Origin of the sequence: Amycolatopsis sp. MtRt-6, from assembly GCF_017308975.1 — a bacterium.
Taxonomy (GTDB): domain Bacteria; phylum Actinomycetota; class Actinomycetes; order Mycobacteriales; family Pseudonocardiaceae; genus Amycolatopsis.
Window position 1 is genome coordinate 1 of sequence record NZ_JADWPD010000023.1, and the last position, 16,690, is coordinate 16,690.

Sequence of the window (16,690 nt, forward strand, 5' to 3'; positions counted from 1 at the left end):
CCCCAGGGGGGCCTTGGGGGCGTTGAACGCACCGAAGGCCACCTTGGGTGCGTCTGACGCACCGAAGGCCACATTGGGGCGCTCGGCCGGGGCTGTGGGCAAGTCCGGGTCACCATCCGGATCTGGCCGGGAACTGTCGGTGCCCGCCGGTAGCGTGGAAGACGGGGGGCGCCCCCGCGGCGGCTGTGGCTCTGCTCAGCCCAGCCGGCGGGCCGTGACGAAGCGGGCCCGCCCGGTCAGGTCCGCGTGGTCCTCGACCCCCGTCAGCACCCGCCGGGCCCGGACCAGCGCCGGGACCGCCGACCCGTGCGTGTCGTCGTGCTCGATCGCCAGTCCGCCCCCGGGACGCAGCAGCCGCGCGCCCGCCGCGATCGCGTGGCGGATCACCGCCAGGCCGCTCTCCTCCGCGAACACCGCGCGCGGCGGGTCGTGCTCCGCCACCTCCGGGGGCACCGGGGTGCCCTCCGGGACGTACGGCGGGTTGCACAGCACCAGGTCGACCAGGCCGTCGAGCTCGGCGAACATCGTCGGGTCGCCGATGTCGCCCGAATACAGCCTGATCGGGGTGTTGCCCGCGTCCGCGTGGACGTCCGCGTTGTGGCGGGCCCAGGCCAGGGCCTGCGGGTCGATGTCGACCGCGTACACCACCGCGTCCGGGCGGGCGTTGGCCACCGCCAGCGCCAGCGCGCCGGACCCCGTGCACAGGTCCACCACCACCGGGAACTCGCGGCCCTGGAGGAACTTGACGCCCCACTCGAGCAGCAGCTCGGTCTCCGGGCGGGGGACGAACACCCCCGCACCGACCGCGACGGTGATGTCACCGAGTGCCGCCCAGCCCGTCAGGTACTGCAGCGGGATGCGCTTGGCGCGTTGCTGGACGAGCTGGCCGATGGCCTCGATGACCGGCGGGTCGACCAGCGGCACCATCGGCAGCCGGCCGCGTTCGACCCCGAGCACGTGCGCGGCGATCACCTCGGCGTCGAAGCGCGGCGAGGCGACGCCCGCGCGCTCGAGGATCCGGGTGGCCTCGATGATGGCCAGGCGCAGCGGCTGCCGATTCACTCGTCGTCCTTCACCTCGTCGAGCCTGGCACACCAGGCGGAACTCCCCCGTGAGGACACGCGCCGGTCCTACGCCGTCCAGCGTATCGAGGCACCCCGGGCCCGCGGCCGACAACTGCCCGCCCGCCGGGTGCCGGGATCGCGGCAGGCCCGATCTTCTAGGATGCAGGTCACCGGGTCGGGTTTCGCCTGCTCCACGGCGCCGCCCGAACCGTTCCGCACTTCATACTCCGGGGAGCCCCGCAGTGCCCACAGAGCCGATCACCCGCCGGGTGGCGTTCATCTTCCCGATCTACAACGAGGAAGAGAACATCGACCTGCTGCACCGGACCGTCGACGAGGTGACCCGGCCGCTCGCCGGGAAGTACGACTTCAGCTTCCTCTACGTCGACGACGGCAGCCGGGACGGCTCGCTGGCCAAGCTCACCGAGCTCAGCGTCCGCGACGAGCGGGTCACGGTGGTCGAGCTGTCCCGCAACTTCGGCCACCAGATGGCCGTCACCGCCGGGCTCGACCTGGTCGACGCGGACGCCGTCGTCATCATGGACAGCGACATGCAGGACCCGCCGCGGGTGGCGCTCGAGCTGATCGAGAAGTGGGAAGAGGGCTTCGACGTCGTCTACGCGCAGCGCCGCTCGCGCCAGGACTCGGCGTTCAAGAAGCTCACCGCCGGCGGGTTCTACTGGTTCCTGCGGAAGATGGCCGCGGTCGACATCCCGAAGAACACCGGCGACTTCCGGCTGATCGACCGCAAGGTGGTCGACGAGCTGCGCAAGTACCGCGAGCGCGACCGCTTCCTGCGCGGGCTGGTCAGCTACATCGGCTTCAAGCAGACGGCCGTGCTGTTCGACCGCGACAAGCGGCACGCCGGCGTCACCGGCTACCCGCTGCGCAAGATGCTGCGCTTCGCCGCCGACGGCATCCTCGGCTTCTCGGTGACGCCGCTGCGGATGATCACCCGCATGGGTTACCTGATCTCGTTCCTGAGCTTCGTCGGGATCCTCTACGTCGGCGGCGTCAAGCTGTTCGCGCCGGAGACCGCGGTGCCCGGCTGGGCGTTCCTCGGGATCGCGATGTTCTTCCTCGGCGGGATCCAGATCATCATGCTCGGCGTGCTCGGCAGCTACATCGGCCGCACGTACTCGCAGGTGCAGAACCGGCCGCTCTACGGCGTCGCGTCGGTCCGCACGGGCCCGGGCGTGCCGATCGAGGCCCGCGAGGGCGCCGAAGCGGGACGAGGCACCCGGTGAAGCTGATCTCGGCGACCCAGCTGCGCTTCGGGGCGGTCGGCGTGGCGAACACGCTCGTCGACGCCCTCGGTTACGCGCTGCTGGTGACGCTGGGCGTCCCGCTGTTCGTGGCGAACTTCATCTCGACGAGCACGGGCATGCTCCTCAGCTTCACGCTGAACCGGAACTTCACCTTCCGCGCCAAGGACGGCGACGTCCGCCGGCAGGCGCTGCTGTTCTTCGGCGTCACGGCGTTCGGGCTGTGGGTCGTGCAGGCGGCGATCATCTTCGCGGTCACCAGCGCCTTCCCCGGGGTGAACGTGCTGGTCCCGAAGGGCGCCGGGATCGTGGTCGGCCTGGTCTGGAACTACGTGCTCTACCACAAGGTCGTCTTCCGGCACCGGCCCGCGGCGGCCGCCACGCCGGTCGCGGAGGTTACGCATGACTAGCACGGCCGTGGAGTCCCGGGTCGCCGACCAGGTCGAGCCGAAACGCCCCGAGCCGGCCTCCGCCGGCCGCTGGGCCTGGCTGAACGGCGACTACGCCCGCGTCTTCGCCGTGGTGCTGGCCTGGAACGTGGTGCTGATCGCGCTGGCGTACCTGTTCGCGCCGTCCAGCCCGGTCGACGAGGGCATCCCGAAGACCGGCATCGGCTCGACGATGAGCCTGCTCGCGCACACCTACCGCTGGGACGCCGGCAACTACGGCGAGATCGCGATGCACGCCTACACCGGCAGCTACGCCCCGACGCGGGCGTTCTACCCGGTGTTCCCGTTCCTGGTCTGGCTGGTCCAGACGGCCAGCTTCGGCACGCTCGGCCTGCTCGCCGCCGGGTTCCTGGTCAACCTGGTGGCCACCTGGCTGGCCGCGGTCGCGCTGCTGAAGATCGGCCGCCACTTCTTCGACGGCGAGCGGGCCCCGTGGCTGGTCGTCGCGGCGTTCCTCACCGCGCCCGCCGCGTTCTTCCTGCACTCGTTCTACAGCGAGGCGGTGTTCTGCGCGCTGGGCTTCTGGGCCTACCTGTTCGCGCTGCGCCGGCAGTGGCTCTGGATGGGCCTGACGCTGATCCCGCTGACGGCGTCCCGCATCACCGCGGCGGTGTTCGTCGGCCTGTGCTTCCTGGAGTTCTGGCGGTCGAAGGGCTGGAAGCCGCGCGGCCTGCTGTCGTGGCACCTGCTGTGGTTCCCGGGAGCGTTCCTCGGCCTCGGCGGCGTGCTGGTCGTCATGAAGCTCCAGACCGGCGACTTCTTCGCCAGCTTCAACGCGCTCAAGGGCGTGCGGGAGTGGTCGTACCACAAGTTCAACCCGAACATCGCCGAAACGATCTGGCGCGAAGCGAAGATCACCGGCCACGCGCTGCTCGGCGACACCCGGATGGACGCGTGGACGCTGATGAGCCACGTGCTGCCGATGATCGGCCTGACGCTGCTGTTCGCGTGCTCGGTCTACGTCCTGGTGGCGCTGCGCTCGAAGGGTGTCCCGCTGGCGCTGTTCGGGTTCGCGTCCATCGTGATGCTGACGATGAACAACAACGTGGTGTCGGTGCACCGCTACCTGCTGCCGTGCCTGGTGATGTACGTGGCCCTGGTGTTGTTCGGCGAACGCCGCCCGCGGCTGCGCGGCGCGGTGCACGTGGTCCTGTACGCGAACGCGCTGGTCTGCGGAATGATCTACCTGCGCTTCATCACGGGCTTCTGGTCCGGCTGAGCACGGCCACGGGGAGAGTCGGGAAATGAGCTTGTCCGGGTCGCTGCGCCGGGAGACCGAGGACGAACCCTCGGCGACCGAGCGGACCACCGAGATCGCCGCCGTGACGGACGAGCCGCCGGCCGGGTCCGCCGAAGGTCCGTCCGAACGGACCCGCCGGTTCTACGTGATCGTCCTCGCCGTGCTGCTCGTCCTGCTGGCCTTCGGGGTCCGGCTGTCCCTGTTCCGCTACCAGACGGCGGACTACACCGCCTTCTACCGGCGCTGGTACGACTTCGTCGTCAGCCAGGGCGGGATCGGGGCGCTCAAGTACGAGTTCTCCGACCTGAACGCGCCGTACCGGTACTTCATGGTCCTGCTGCCGCACCTGCCGGTGCCGTCGCCGCTCGCCGGGATCAAGGCCTTCTCGGTCTTCTTCGACATGGTGATCGCGTTCTTCGTGTTCCGGATCGTGGCGCTGAAGCACCCGTCGCGCTGGATCGCCGCCGCGGCCGCGTTCACCGCGTTCATGCTGCCGACCGTCGTGATCAACAGCGCGATGTGGGCCCAGGGCGACGCGATCTACACCGCCTTCTCCCTCGGCGCCGTGTACTTCCTGCTGCGGAAGCGGCCGTGGTGGGCCTGCGTCTTCTTCGGGCTCGCGCTCTCGTTCAAGCTGCAGGCGATCTTCCTCTTCCCGCTGCTGCTCGTGATGGTGCTGCTCGGCCGCGTGCCGTGGCGGGCCCTGGTGGCGATCCCCGTCGTCTACCTGCTGCTCGACGTCCCCGCGCTGCTGGCCGGCGCGTCGCCGTCGAAGCTGCTGACGGTCTACTTCAGCCAGACGGGCATCTACCCGCAGCTGACGCTCAGCGCGCCCAACATCTGGCAGTTCTTCCGCGGCGAGCACGGCATGGAAGCGATGAAGACCCCCGCGGTGCTGCTGACCGCGTTGCTGGTCTTCACGCTCTGCCTGCTGGTGGTGCTCAGCCGGGTCGAGCTGACCGACACGCGGATCCTGCTGATCGGCGCGATCTCGGCGGTGCTGGTGCCGTTCGTCCTGCCGTCGATGCACGAACGCTACTTCTACCTCGCCGACGTCCTGACGCTCGTCCTGGCCTTCTACCTGCCGCGGCAGCTGTGGTACGTCCCGATCATCGTCGAGTTCTGCTCGCTCATGTGCTACATGCCGAACATCTTCTTCGCGAAGCCAGGCGGGGAAGCGGTCGACTTCCGCATTCTCGCGGCCCTGGAGCTGTGCGCGCTGGTCGTGCTGGTCCGGTACGCCGTGTGGGACTTCCGCCGGCACCGCGTGCGGGAGCCGCTCATCCGGTAAGGGGACAGCTATGCGCATCATGCACCAGGTGGTCACCTTCGACGCGGCCGACCTCGCGGCCGAGAGCCGCTTCTGGGCGGGTGTGCTCGGCGGCGAGGTCGACGAAGACGGCGACTGGCACATGGTGCTGGTGGACGGGGCGCCGCGGGTCGGGGTGCAGCTCGCGCCCGGCCACGTACCGCCCGAGTGGCCCGTCGGCCCGACCCAGCAGCAGATCCACCTCGACCTGTGGGTCGAGGACTTCGCCGAAGCCCACGAGCACGTCATGGCCCTCGGCGCCACGGTGCTGAAGCCGGCCGCGGGCAACACGGCCGGGGACGACTTCCAGGTCTACGCCGACCCCGCCGGGCACCCCTTCTGCCTGTGCTGGCTGGTCCGGCCCTCCTGAGCCACCGGGTAAACCGCCCCAGCCTCTCGCGCGTGGTGGCAGCGGCGCTCCGGGGACAGCTCCGGGACCGCGCACCCGAGGGAGGCAGCAATGCAGTCGTTCATCAAGAAGTTCGCCGTCGTCGCCGGGGTGGTGGCCGCGGCGTGCACCGCGGTGCCCGCCACGCAGGCCGTCGCCGCGGTGGCGACCTGTCCGGGTACCGAGATCCGCAACTACGGGTTGCCGAAGCTGCTGAGCAACTCGCTCGGAGAACAGGCCGGCGTCCTCCGCCTCTGGTACTCCAGCGCGAACGGCGGCACCAACTGCGCGAAGGTCTACGACAACATGTCCGGGTCGCACCCGATGTCGGTCAGCATCCGCACGGAACGCATGACCACCCCGGTGACCGACTCGGGCACGTTCTCCACCTACGCGGGCGGGGTCGTGGTGACCCGCACCGACGGCCTGTGCATCTACGTGTCCGGCAGCCTGTCGCTGGGCACCGGCTCGGTGAACCAGTTCCGCGCCTCGGCCGGCCCGGTCGCCTGCGGCTGAGCCCCCCGGGCTGGGCCGCCGTGGGCGGCTCAGCCCGACTGGGCCGCCAGGCGCTCTTCGCGGTCCGCGGTCGCCAGGGCGTCCAGCACACCGTCCAGGTCGCCGTCCAGGACCTGGTCCAGGTTGTAGGCCTTGTAGTTCACCCGGTGGTCCGAAATGCGGTTCTCCGGGAAGTTGTACGTCCGCACCCGCTCCGAGCGGTCCACCGTGCGGACCTGCGAACGGCGGGCGTCCGACGCCTTCGCCGCCGCCTCCTCCTCCGCGATCGCCTGCAGGCGGGCCTGGAGCACCTGCAGCGCCCGGGCGCGGTTCTGGATCTGGGACTTCTCGTTCTGGCAGGACACCACGATGCCGGTCGGCAGGTGCGTGATCCGGACCGCCGAGTCGGTCGTGTTGACGCTCTGGCCACCCGGCCCGGACGACCGGAACACGTCGATGCGCAGGTCGCCTGCGTCGATCTCGACCTCGACCTCCTCCGGCTCCGGATAGATCAGGACCCCGGCCGCCGACGTGTGGATGCGGCCCTGGGACTCGGTCGCCGGGACGCGCTGGACGCGGTGGACGCCGCCCTCGAACTTCAGGCGGGACCACACGCCGTCGACGTCGGCCGTCTTGCTCTTGATCGACAGCGTGACGTCCTTGAAGCCGCCCAGGTCGGAGTCGACCGAGTCGAGGACCTCCGCCTTCCAGCCGTGGCGCTCGGCGTAGCGCAGGTACATGCGCAGCAGGTCGCCGGCGAACAGGGCCGACTCCTCGCCGCCCTCGCCGGACTTGATCTCCATCACGACGTCGGAGCCGTCGTACGGGTCGCGCGGCAGCAGCAGCTCGGTGAGCTTCGACTCCAGGTCGGGGATCCGCGCGGCCAGCTCGTCGGCTTCCGCGGCGAACTCGGCGTCCTCCGCGGCCATCTCCCGCGCGGCCGCGAGGTCGTCCCGGGTGGTGTCCAGCTCGTGGACCGCGCGCACCACGGGCGTCAGCTCGGCGTAGCGGCGGCCGAGCTTGCGGGCGCGCCCCTGGTCGGCGTGCACCGCCGGGTCCGCCAGCTGCTGCTCCAGCTCCGCGTGCTCGGCGAGCAGCCCCTTGAGCGAGCTCGAATCCACCTCTGCCACCTCTCAGCCCGGGTCAAAACCATAAAGAACGGCGCCCACCCGGGAGTACCGGATGGGCGCCGTGGAAAAAGCTACTTGGCGTCGGCCTTCTTCTGGCGCTTGCCGTAGCGAGCCTCGAAGCGCGCGACCCGGCCACCGGTGTCCATGATCTTCTGCTTGCCCGTGTAGAACGGGTGGCAGTTCGAGCAGATCTCGACGTGGATGTTGCCGCTGGTCTTGGTGCTGCGCGTGGTGAAGCTGTTGCCGCAGTCGCAGTTCACGTTCGTGACCACGTACTCGGGGTGAATACCGCTCTTCATGGTGTCCTCTCTCGTTGGCTCCGGGTCCCCAGTCGTTCCACGGGGTGAACCGGCGCCGGACTTCAGCGGGTAATTCTGCCAGACGGGCAGACGTGTACTGGAACGCACCCCGCTGACCAGCTATTCCCGACGTGGAAGGGGCCTCCCCGGTCGCCCGGGGAGGCCCCTTCCACAGCCAGGACTCAGTCGTCTTCGCCGCCGCCGAGGGCGGTCTTCGAGACCTGCATGAGGAACTCGACGTTGGTCTTGGTCTTCCGCAGCCGCGAGATCAGCAGGTCGATGGCCTGCTGCGAGTCGAGCGCGTGCAGCACCCGGCTCAGCTTCACGGTGACCGCGAGCTCGTCCGGCGAGAGCAGCAGCTCGTCCTTGCGGGTACCGGACGGGTTGACGTCGACCGCCGGGAACACGCGGCGCTCGGCGATCTTCCGGTCGAGCTTGAGCTCGGCGTTGCCGGTGCCCTTGAACTCCTCGAAGATGACCGTGTCCATCGTCGAGCCGGTCTCGACCATCGCCGTGGCGAAGATGGTCAGCGAGCCGCCGTTCTCGATGTTGCGGGCCGCACCGAGGAAGCGCTTCGGCGGGTACAGCGCGGTCGAGTCGACACCACCGGACAGGATCCGGCCGGACGCCGGGGCCGCCAGGTTGTACGCACGCCCCAGCCGCGTGATCGAGTCGAGCAGCACGACGACGTCGTGGCCCATCTCGACCAGGCGCTTGGCCCGCTCGATCGACAGCTCCGCGACCGACGTGTGGTCGGACGGCGGCCGGTCGAAGGTCGAGGCGATGACCTCGCCCTTCACCGAACGCTGCATGTCGGTGACCTCTTCCGGACGCTCGTCGACCAGGACGACCATCAGGTGGCACTCGGGGTTGTTCGTGGAGATCGCGTTCGCGATGTCCTGCATGATCGTGGTCTTGCCGGCCTTCGGCGGCGACACGATCAGGGCGCGCTGCCCCTTGCCGACCGGCATGATCAGGTCGATCACGCGGGTCGTGAGCTTGTGCGACTCGGTCTCCAGGCGCAGGCGCTCGTTCGGGTACAGCGGGGTCAGCTTGGTGAAGTCGGGACGCCGCTTGGCCTCGTCCGGCTCCAGGCCGTTGATCGAGTCGACGCGCACCAGCGGGTTGAACTTCTGCCGCTGCTGCTCGCCCTCGCGCGGCTGGCGCACGACACCGGTGATGGCGTCACCGCGGCGCAGGCCGTACTTGCGGACCAGCGACAGCGAGACGTACACGTCGTTCGGGCCGGCGAGGTAGCCGGAGGTGCGCACGAACGCGTAGTTGTCGAGCACGTCCAGGATGCCCGCGACGGGCAGCAGGACGTCGTCCTCGCGGATCTCGGTGTCCGGCGAACCGCCTTCGGCCCGGCCGCCTCCGCTGCCCCGGCGACGGCGGTCGCGGAAGCGACGGCCGCGACGGCCGCCTTCCTCGTCGTCGTCCTGCTGGGCGCGGTTGTCGCGGTTGTTGTCCTGGCCGCCGCGGTTGCCGTCCTGCTGGTTGTTGCGCTGGCGGTCGCCGCGGTTGCCGTCCTGGCGGTTGTCACCCCGGTTGTCGCGGTTGCCCCCGCCCTGGCGCTGCTGGTCGCGGTTGCGGTCGCCCTGCTGGCGGTCACCCTGCTGCCGGTCGCCCTGGCCCTGCTGGCGGTCGCCGCCCTGCTGGCCGTCCGGGGACCCGGCGGCGCGGTTGGCACCGCGGCGACGCCGGCTGCGGCCGCCCTCCTCGGGCTGGCCGTCCTGGCCCTGGGCGCCGTCCTGCCGGTCCTGCTGCGGGCGCTCGGCCTGCGGCGGGGCCTCCGACGGCGCGGACGCGGGCGCCTCGGCCTTCGGCTCCGGCTTGGTCTCCGCCGGAGCGGCAGGCGCTTCGGCCTTCGCCTCGGCCTTGGGAGCCGCCTTGGGCGGCTCGCCGACACCCTCGAGCGGCAGCGTCTCGGCCGCCGCACGCGGCTTGCGGGACTTGCCCTGGCGCTCGCGGATCGCGGCGATCAGGTCGCCCTTGCGCATGCCCGTCGTCTCGCCGACGCCGAGCTCCCCAGCCAGCGAACGCAGTTCGGCGACGGTCTTACCGGTCAGCCCGCCGACCGTCCGCTTGGGAGCGGGGGCGGTGCCGTTCGTCTCGGCCGTGCCGCTCACGTCGCTCAAAAGATCGGTGTTGCTCACACATGTCCTTCCTGACCGATCCACGCCTCCAGGTGGATCAGCGGACTGCCGCTCGCTTCTGATCGCGAACCGGCGTAGTTGCCCCCCGATACGCGAGATGAGCTCTTCGGCCGTGCGAAACACAGCTGGAGCGCCTCCACCACAGGGGTTTGCGTCCTCCAAACGGAGGACACGGAATTCGGCACCGCCGAGACCGGAAACCCGCCTGCGTCCCTCCGCGTTACCCCGCGTGCCAGGCGGTGCGGATTCGGCGGATCGACGAAGGATGCGATCCCCGGGATTCCCCGGGACCGGCATCGGGTGCGGAAACGCACGGTGATCGAACGCCCCCGAGGGTAGACCGCGGCGGTGCCGGGTGCAACAACCACCCCCCGCGTGGCGGCTCCCACGTCGGCCACGTGACCCAGCCTTTACTGAGCCGCAACCTGCACGCCCGTGAGATCCACGGGCAGCTCGAGGACGTCGAAATCGGTAACGCCCACCTCAGGCGGAAGTATTCCCCCGGTGGTGAGCGCCAGCACCGTCGGACCGGCGCCGGAGATGGTGGCGGGCACTCCCCGTGCACGGAGCGTCGCCACCAGCTCCGTGCTCGCCGGGTACGCCGGGGCGCGGTAGTCCTGGTGCAGCCGGTCCTCGGTGGCCGCGAGCAGCAGCTCCGGCTTCGCCGTCAGCGCGTGGACGGCGAGCGCGGCGCGGCCGGCGTTGTGCGCGGCGTCGGCGTGCGGCACGGTCGCCGGCAGGAGGCCGCGCGTGGTCGCGGTGGCCGAGCGCACCGACGGCACGGCCGCGACCGGCCGGATGGCCGCGTGCGGTGTGAGCCGTTCGGCGTGGAACCGGCCACCTTCGCACCAGGCCAGAACCAGCCCGCCGAGCAGGCTCGCGGCCGCGTTGTCGGCGTGGCCTTCGAACCCGGCGGCCAGCTGCAGCGCGTCGAACGCGTCGATTTCCCGCCCCGCCAGCGCGTATCCCGCCGCGACACCGGACACCACCGCGGCCGCCGACGAGCCGAGGCCGCGCGCGTGCGGGATCGCGTTGAAGCAGCGCAGGTGCAGGCCCGGCAGCTCGACGCCGAGGTGCGCGCAGGTCTTGCGGATCGCCCGCACCACCAGGTGGGTTTCGTCGGTGGGGACGTCCGCGACGCCGCCGGCGCCGACGTCCGCCACCTCGACCTTGAGCCCGGATTCGGTGACCCGCACCTCGACGACGTCGTACAGGCTCAGCGCCATCCCGAAGGCGTCGAAGCCGGGCCCGAGGTTCGCCGTGGACGCCGGGACGGTGACCCGGAACCCGCTCACGAGAGCGCCCCAAGGTGGCCTTGGGTGCGTTCAACGCACCCAAGGTGGCCTTCGGTGCGTTCAACGCACCGAAGGCCACATTGGGGCGCTGGAGAGCCGGGGGTCACCGCAGGTCCAGGGCGGCCGCGACCGCCGAGGGGTCGACGGCGAGGGGCTCGACCTCGACGTTGCCCGCCAGCGCCGTCTGCGGGTCCTTCAGGCCGTGCCCGGTGACCGTGCAGACAACCCGCGAACCGCGAGGCAGCCGGCCGTCGGCGGCCGTGGCCAGCAGGCCCGCCACGCTGGTGGCCGACGCCGGCTCGACGAACACGCCTTCGCGGCCGGCCAGCAGCCGGTAGGCCTCGAGGATCTTCTCGTCCGTCACGGCTTCGAAGAGGCCGTTCGACTCGTCCTTGGCCTTCACCGCGGTCGTCCACGACGCCGGGCTGCCGATCCGGATCGCGGTCGCGACCGTCTCCGGGTCCGCCACCGGCTCGCCGTGCACCAGCGGCGCCGCGCCGGCCGCCTGGAAGCCGAACATCCGCGGCGTGTTCTTCACCACACCGTCGGCCGCGTACTCCGCATAGCCCGCCCAGTAGGCGGTGATGTTGCCGGCGTTGCCGACCGGCAGGCAGTGGATGTCCGGCGCCGTGCCGAGCACGTCGCAGACCTCGAAGGCCGCGGTCTTCTGGCCGGCGATGCGCACCGGGTTGACCGAGTTGACCAGCGTGACCGGGTAGTCGGCCGCGGTCTTGCGGGCCAGCTCGAGGCAGTCGTCGAAGTTGCCGTCGACCTGCAGGATCCGGGCGCCGTGCAGCACGGCCTGGGCGAGCTTGCCCATCGCGATCTTGCCCTGGGGCACCAGCACCGCGCAGGTGAGCCCGGCGCGGGCGGCGTAGGCGGCGGCCGAGGCGGAGGTGTTGCCGGTCGACGCGCAGATCACCGCCTTGAGGCCGCTGGCCAGCGCGTGCGTGATGGCCACGGTCATCCCGCGGTCCTTGAACGAGCCGGTCGGGTTGGCGCCCTCGACCTTGAGGTGCACCTCGCAGCCGGTCAGCTCGGACAGGTGGTGCGCGGGCAGCAGCGGCGTGTTGCCCTCCCCGAGCGTGACGACCCGCGCCCCGTCCGGGACCGGGACGCGGTCCCGGTACGCCTCGATGATTCCCGGCCAGGGGTGCCTGATCACTGGTCTTCGCCTTCCACCCGCATCACGCTGACAACTTCGTGCACGACGTCGAGCCGCGCGATCTCGTCCACAGTGGACTGCAAGGCGGCGTCCGGCGCCTGGTGCGTCACCACGACCAGGCTCGCGCGGTCGCCGACGTCGCTCTGCCGCACCGCCGCGATGCTGACGCCGTGGTCGGCGAACGCCTGCGCCACCTGGGCGAGCACGCCGGCGCGGTCGGCCACGGAAAGGCTGACGTGGTACCGGGTCGGCGTCTGGCCCATCGGCCGCACCGGCAGGGCCGCGTGCGCGGATTCGCGCGGGCCGCGGCCGGCGACGACCCGGTTGCGGGCCACCGCGACGAGGTCGCCGAGCACCGCGCTGGCGGTGGGCGCGCCGCCCGCGCCCTGGCCGTAGAACATCAGCTCGCCCGCGGCGTCGGCCTCGACGTAGACGGCGTTGAACGCGCCGCCGACGCCGGCCAGCTGGTGGCTGCGCGGGATCATCACCGGGTGCACGCGGGCGGACACCGACTCGACGCCGTCGTCGTCGGTCACCCGCTCGCAGATGGCCAGCAGCTTCACCGTGCGGCCGAGCATCCGGGCCGCGGCGAGGTCGGCGGCGGTGACGTCGGCGATGCCCTCCCGGTGCACGTCCGACGCCGTCACCCGGGTGTGGAAGGCGAGGGAAGCGAGGATCGCGGCCTTCGACGCGGCGTCGTAGCCGTCGACGTCGGCGGTCGGGTCGGCCTCGGCGTACCCGAGCCGGCTGGCCTCGTCGAGCGTCTCGGCGTAGCCGGCGCCGGTCGAGTCCATCGCCGACAGGATGTAGTTCGTGGTGCCGTTGACGATGCCCATCACGCGGGTGATCCGGTCACCGGCCAGTGACTCGCGCAGCGGGCGCAGCAGCGGGATGGCGCCGGCGACGGCGGCCTCGAAGTAGAGGTCGGCACCCGCCGCGTCGGCGGCCTCGAACAGGTCGGCGGAGTGCTCGGCCAGCAGCGCCTTGTTCGCCGTGACGACGGACTTCCCGGCCTTCAGCGCGGCGAGCAGCCAGCCGCGGACCGGCTCGATGCCGCCGACCAGCTCGACCACGACGTCGACGTCGTCGCTGGTCACGAGCTGCTCGACGTCGGCGGTCAGCAGCTCCGGGGGCAGCTCGGGGTGCTTGTCCGGGCGGCGGACGGCGATGCCGGCCAGCTCGACCGGCGCGCCGGCGCGGGCGGCCAGCTCCCCCGCCTGCTCGGTGAGCAGCCGGGCGACCTGGCCGCCGACGGTCCCGCAGCCGAGCAGCGCGACCCTGATCGGACGTCGTTCGGGGGCAGACACTGGTGCTCAGACCTCCAGGCGCAGCATGTCGTCGGTCGTCTCGCGCCGCAGCAGCAGCCGTGAGCTGCCGTTGCGCACGGCGACCACGGCCGGGCGGGGCATCCGGTTGTACGTGCTCGCCATCGAGTAGCAGTACGCGCCGGTCGCCGCGACCGCCAGCAGGTCGCCGGGAGCCAGCGTGTCGGGCAGCCAGCAGTCTCGTACGACGATGTCGCCGGACTCACAGTGTTTTCCCACGACCCGGGACAGCACGGCCTGCACCGGCTGCTCGTTGTCGCCCGCGGAGCGGGAAACCAGCCGGACGTCGTACACCGCGTCGTAGAGCGCGGTGCGGATGTTGTCGCTCATCCCGCCGTCGACGCTGACGTACCGGCGTGCCGACTCGTCGCCGAGCGAGACGTCCTTGATGGTGCCGACTTCGTACAGCGTGACCGTGCCCGGACCGGCGATCGCGCGACCGGGCTCGCCCGCGATCCGCGGCACCGGCAGGCCCGCGTACGCGCACTCCTTGCGGACGATCTCGCGGATCTGCGTGATCATCTGCGCGGGCGGCGGCGGGTTGTCCTTCTCGGTGTAGGCGATGCCGAACCCGCCGCCGAGGTCGACCAGGCTCAGCTGGTCGAGCAGCTCGGGGCCGTGTTCCTTGGCCAGGTCGGCGAGCAGCCCGACGACCCGGCGGGCGGCGACCTCGAAGCCGTCGGCGTCGAAGATCTGCGAGCCGATGTGGCTGTGCAGGCCGACGAGCTTGAGCGAGCGCGCGTTGAGCACCCGGCGGACCGCCTCGGCGGCGTCGCCGCTCGCGAGGGAGAAGCCGAACTTCTGGTCCTCGTGGGCGGTCGCGATGAACTCGTGGGTGTGTGCCTCGACGCCGACGGTCACCCGGATCAGCACCGGCTGCACGACGTCGTGGCGCGCGGCGATGTCGGCCAGCCGGGCGATCTCGAAGTAGGAGTCGAGCACGACCGTGCCGACCCCGGCGACGACCGCGGCTTCGAGCTCGGCGGGCGACTTGTTGTTGCCGTGGAAGGTGATCCGCTCGGCCGGGAAGTCCGCCCGCTGCGCCACGGCGAGCTCGCCGCCGCTGCAGACGTCGAGGCTCAGCCCCTGCTCGGCCACCCAGCGGGCGACCTCGATGGAGAGGAACGCCTTGGAGGCGTAGTGCACGAGCGACGGGTCGTCGAACGCCTCGGCGTAGTCCGCGCAGCGCGACTTGAAGTCGGCTTCGTCGACCACGAACAGGGGCGTGCCGTGCTGTTCGGCCAGCTCCCGGACGTCGACGCCGGCGATCCGGACGACGCCGTCCGCGGCGCGGAAGGTGTTGCGCGGCCAGACCTTCGCCGGCAGCTTGTCGAGTTCCTCGACCCCGGACGGCTGGAGCCCGGAGGTGTCGGCGTGGGGGTAGACGTCGGCGTGCCTGGGGCCCGCGGGGTGCGCCATTTCTTACATCCGTTCCGGAGCGGAGACACCGAGGAGCGCGAGGCCGTTCGCCAGCACCTGGCGGGCGGCTTCGCACAGCGCGAGCCGGGCGTACGTCAGCGGGGTCACCTCTTCGTCGCCCATGGGCAGCACGCGACCCACGGTGTAGAACTTGTGGTAGGCGCCCGCGAGTTCTTCGAGGTAGCGCGCGATCCGGTGCGGCTCCCGCATTTCGGCGGCGCGGCGCACGGTTTCCGGGAACTCGCCGATGGTGCGGATCAGGTCGCCCTCGGCGGGCAGCGTCAGGAGTCCGAAGTCGACGTCCGAAGTGGACTTGATGCCGAGATCGGCGGCGTTGCGCTGCAGCGACGCCAGCCGCGCGTGCGCGTACTGGACGTAGTAGACCGGGTTGTCGTTGGAGTGCTTGCGCAGCAGGTCCAGGTCGACGTCCAAAGTGGAGTCGACGGAGTACCGGATCAGCTCGTAGCGGGCCGGGTCGACGCCGACGGCCTCGACGAGGTCCTCCATGGTGATCACGGTGCCCGCGCGCTTGGACATCCGGACCGGCTTGCCCTCGCTGACCAGGTTGACCATCTGGCCGATCAGCACCTCGACCGTGCCCGGGTCGTCGCCGAACGCGGCCGCCGCGGCCTTGAGCCGGGCGATGTAGCCGTGGTGGTCGGCGCCGAGCATGTAGATGCACAGGTCGAAGCCGCGGTTGCGCTTGTCCTTGAAGTAGGCGAGGTCGCCGGCGATGTAGGCCGGGTTGCCGTCCTGCTTGATGACGACGCGGTCCTTGTCGTCGCCGTACTCCGACGACTTCAGCCACCAGGCGCCGTCGTCGAAGTACAGGTTCCCGGAGTCCTTCAGCTGCTGGACGGCGGCGTCGACCGCGCCCGACTCGTGCAGCGAGTTCTCGTGGAAGTAGACGTCGAAGTCGGTGCCGAACTCGTGCAGGCTCTGCTTGATCTCGCCGAACATGAGGTTGATGCCGATCCGGCGGAACGTCTCGTGGCGCTCGGCGTCGGCCAGCGACAGCGCGCTCGGCTCGGCCTTGATGACCTCGGCGGCGATGTCGTTGATGTAGCCGCCCGCGTAGCCGTCCTCCGGCGCGGGCTCGCCCTTCGCGGCGGCGATCAGCGAGCGGACGAACCGGTCGATCTGGGCGCCGGCGTCGTTGAAGTAGTACTCGCGGGTGACGTCGCCGCCCTGCGCGGCCAGCACGCGGCCCAGCGCGTCGCCGACCGCGGCCCAGCGGGTGCCGCCGAGGTGGATCGGACCGGTCGGGTTCGCCGAGACGAACTCGAGGTTGATCTTCGTCCCGGCCAGCGCGGCACCGCGGCCGTACGCGGCGCCGGCGTCGAGCACCTGGCGCACGATGTCGCCCTGGGCGGCCGCGGCGAGCCGGAAGTTGAGGAAGCCGGGGCCGGCGACCTCGGCGGAGGCGACGCCGTCGTCGGCCGAGACCGCCTCGGCCAGCGCCTCGGCGAAGTCACGGGGCTTGAGGCCGGCCTTCTTGGCCACCTGCAGGGCGAGGTTCGTCGCGTAGTCGCCGTGGTCGGGGTTGCGCGGGCGTTCGATGGTCACCTGCTCCGGCAGCACGGCGTCGTCGATGCCGCGTGCGGCGAGCACCTGCACGGCGGAGCTGCGGACCAGGTCGGCGAGAGCGGCGGGAGTCACCTGCCGAATTCTAGGTGTGGCCTGGTCGGGCG

Annotated in this window: 15 protein-coding genes; 6 read left to right on the forward strand and 9 right to left on the reverse strand. The window is 71.1% G+C overall.

The features are described from left to right. Window positions 1-195 precede the first annotated feature (195 nt). Entirely contained in the window at window positions 196-1,062 is an 867-nt protein-coding gene (gene prmC / locus I4Q55_RS32130) for a peptide chain release factor N(5)-glutamine methyltransferase (protein WP_091317424.1), read from the reverse strand. Between the two features lie 244 nt (window positions 1,063-1,306). Here prmC and I4Q55_RS32135 point away from each other — a divergent pair, with 244 nt between their 5' ends. From I4Q55_RS32135 to I4Q55_RS32160, 6 genes are all read left to right on the forward strand, one after another. Beyond that, window positions 1,307-2,311: a glycosyltransferase family 2 protein gene (locus I4Q55_RS32135; RefSeq protein WP_206793151.1), complete on the forward strand. Its 1,005-nt coding sequence runs from the start codon at window positions 1,307-1,309 to the stop codon at window positions 2,309-2,311. Beyond that, window positions 2,308-2,739, forward strand: coding sequence for a GtrA family protein (locus tag I4Q55_RS32140; protein ID WP_206793153.1), 432 nt, complete (start codon window positions 2,308-2,310; stop codon window positions 2,737-2,739). Before I4Q55_RS32135 ends, I4Q55_RS32140 begins: the two co-directional genes overlap by 4 nt. Further along, entirely contained in the window at window positions 2,732-3,997 is a 1,266-nt protein-coding gene (locus tag I4Q55_RS32145; RefSeq protein ID WP_206793155.1) for a mannosyltransferase family protein, read from the forward strand. The genes I4Q55_RS32140 and I4Q55_RS32145 overlap by 8 nt, the downstream gene beginning before the upstream one ends. Before the next feature lie 25 nt (window positions 3,998-4,022). Continuing rightward, entirely contained in the window at window positions 4,023-5,309 is a 1,287-nt protein-coding gene (locus I4Q55_RS32150; RefSeq protein ID WP_206793157.1) for a hypothetical protein, read from the forward strand. Window positions 5,310-5,319: 10 nt separating this feature from the next. Next, window positions 5,320-5,697 carry a VOC family protein gene (locus I4Q55_RS32155; RefSeq protein WP_206793159.1) on the forward strand — a complete coding sequence of 126 codons (378 nt, stop codon included), beginning with the start codon at window positions 5,320-5,322 and terminating at the stop codon, window positions 5,695-5,697. 90 nt (window positions 5,698-5,787) lie between these two features. Next, window positions 5,788-6,231, forward strand: coding sequence for a hypothetical protein (locus I4Q55_RS32160; protein ID WP_206793161.1), 444 nt, complete (start codon window positions 5,788-5,790; stop codon window positions 6,229-6,231). Window positions 6,232-6,260: 29 nt separating this feature from the next. Here I4Q55_RS32160 and prfA read toward each other — a convergent pair whose 3' ends face one another. The 8 genes from prfA to argS form a co-directional block, all read right to left on the reverse strand. Beyond that, window positions 6,261-7,331 (reverse strand): peptide chain release factor 1, encoded by a 1,071-nt coding sequence (gene prfA / locus I4Q55_RS32165; RefSeq protein WP_206793163.1) that lies wholly within the window; start codon window positions 7,329-7,331, stop codon window positions 6,261-6,263. An 80-nt stretch (window positions 7,332-7,411) separates the two neighbouring features. Next, entirely contained in the window at window positions 7,412-7,639 is a 228-nt protein-coding gene (rpmE, locus tag I4Q55_RS32170) for a 50S ribosomal protein L31 (protein ID WP_003102730.1), read from the reverse strand. Window positions 7,640-7,821: 182 nt separating this feature from the next. Then, entirely contained in the window at window positions 7,822-9,795 is a 1,974-nt protein-coding gene (gene rho / locus I4Q55_RS32175) for a transcription termination factor Rho (protein ID WP_206793165.1), read from the reverse strand. A gap of 410 nt (window positions 9,796-10,205) precedes the next feature. Further along, the gene (thrB, locus tag I4Q55_RS32180; protein ID WP_206793167.1) at window positions 10,206-11,090 is read right to left on the reverse strand and encodes a homoserine kinase; all 885 of its coding nucleotides are present in this window, start codon (window positions 11,088-11,090) and stop codon (window positions 10,206-10,208) included. A gap of 103 nt (window positions 11,091-11,193) precedes the next feature. Continuing rightward, on the reverse strand, window positions 11,194-12,255 hold the full coding sequence (gene thrC, locus I4Q55_RS32185) for a threonine synthase (RefSeq protein ID WP_206793169.1): 1,062 nt from the start codon (window positions 12,253-12,255) through the stop codon (window positions 11,194-11,196). Next, the gene (locus I4Q55_RS32190) at window positions 12,252-13,562 is read right to left on the reverse strand and encodes a homoserine dehydrogenase (RefSeq protein ID WP_206793171.1); all 1,311 of its coding nucleotides are present in this window, start codon (window positions 13,560-13,562) and stop codon (window positions 12,252-12,254) included. Before I4Q55_RS32190 ends, thrC begins: the two co-directional genes overlap by 4 nt. 6 nt (window positions 13,563-13,568) lie before the next feature. Further along, complete coding sequence (gene lysA / locus I4Q55_RS32195) at window positions 13,569-14,999, reverse strand: diaminopimelate decarboxylase (protein ID WP_206793173.1); 1,431 nt, start codon at window positions 14,997-14,999, stop codon at window positions 13,569-13,571. A gap of 3 nt (window positions 15,000-15,002) precedes the next feature. After that, entirely contained in the window at window positions 15,003-16,658 is a 1,656-nt protein-coding gene (gene argS, locus I4Q55_RS32200) for an arginine--tRNA ligase (protein WP_206793175.1), read from the reverse strand. Window positions 16,659-16,690 lie beyond the last annotated feature (32 nt).

Bases quoted from the DNA above. Each gene is read 5' to 3' on its own strand.
- I4Q55_RS32145 (WP_206793155.1), top strand. From the start codon at position 2,732: ATGACTAGCACGGCCGTGGAGTCCCGGGTCGCCGACCAGGTCGAGCCG.
- I4Q55_RS32150 (WP_206793157.1), top strand. From the start codon at position 4,023: ATGAGCTTGTCCGGGTCGCTGCGCCGGGAGACCGAGGACGAACCCTCG.
- I4Q55_RS32155 (WP_206793159.1), top strand. From the start codon at position 5,320: ATGCGCATCATGCACCAGGTGGTCACCTTCGACGCGGCCGACCTCGCG.
- I4Q55_RS32160 (WP_206793161.1), top strand. From the start codon at position 5,788: ATGCAGTCGTTCATCAAGAAGTTCGCCGTCGTCGCCGGGGTGGTGGCC.
- rpmE (WP_003102730.1), bottom strand. From the start codon at position 7,639: ATGAAGAGCGGTATTCACCCCGAGTACGTGGTCACGAACGTGAACTGC.
- lysA (WP_206793173.1), bottom strand. From the start codon at position 14,999: ATGGCGCACCCCGCGGGCCCCAGGCACGCCGACGTCTACCCCCACGCC.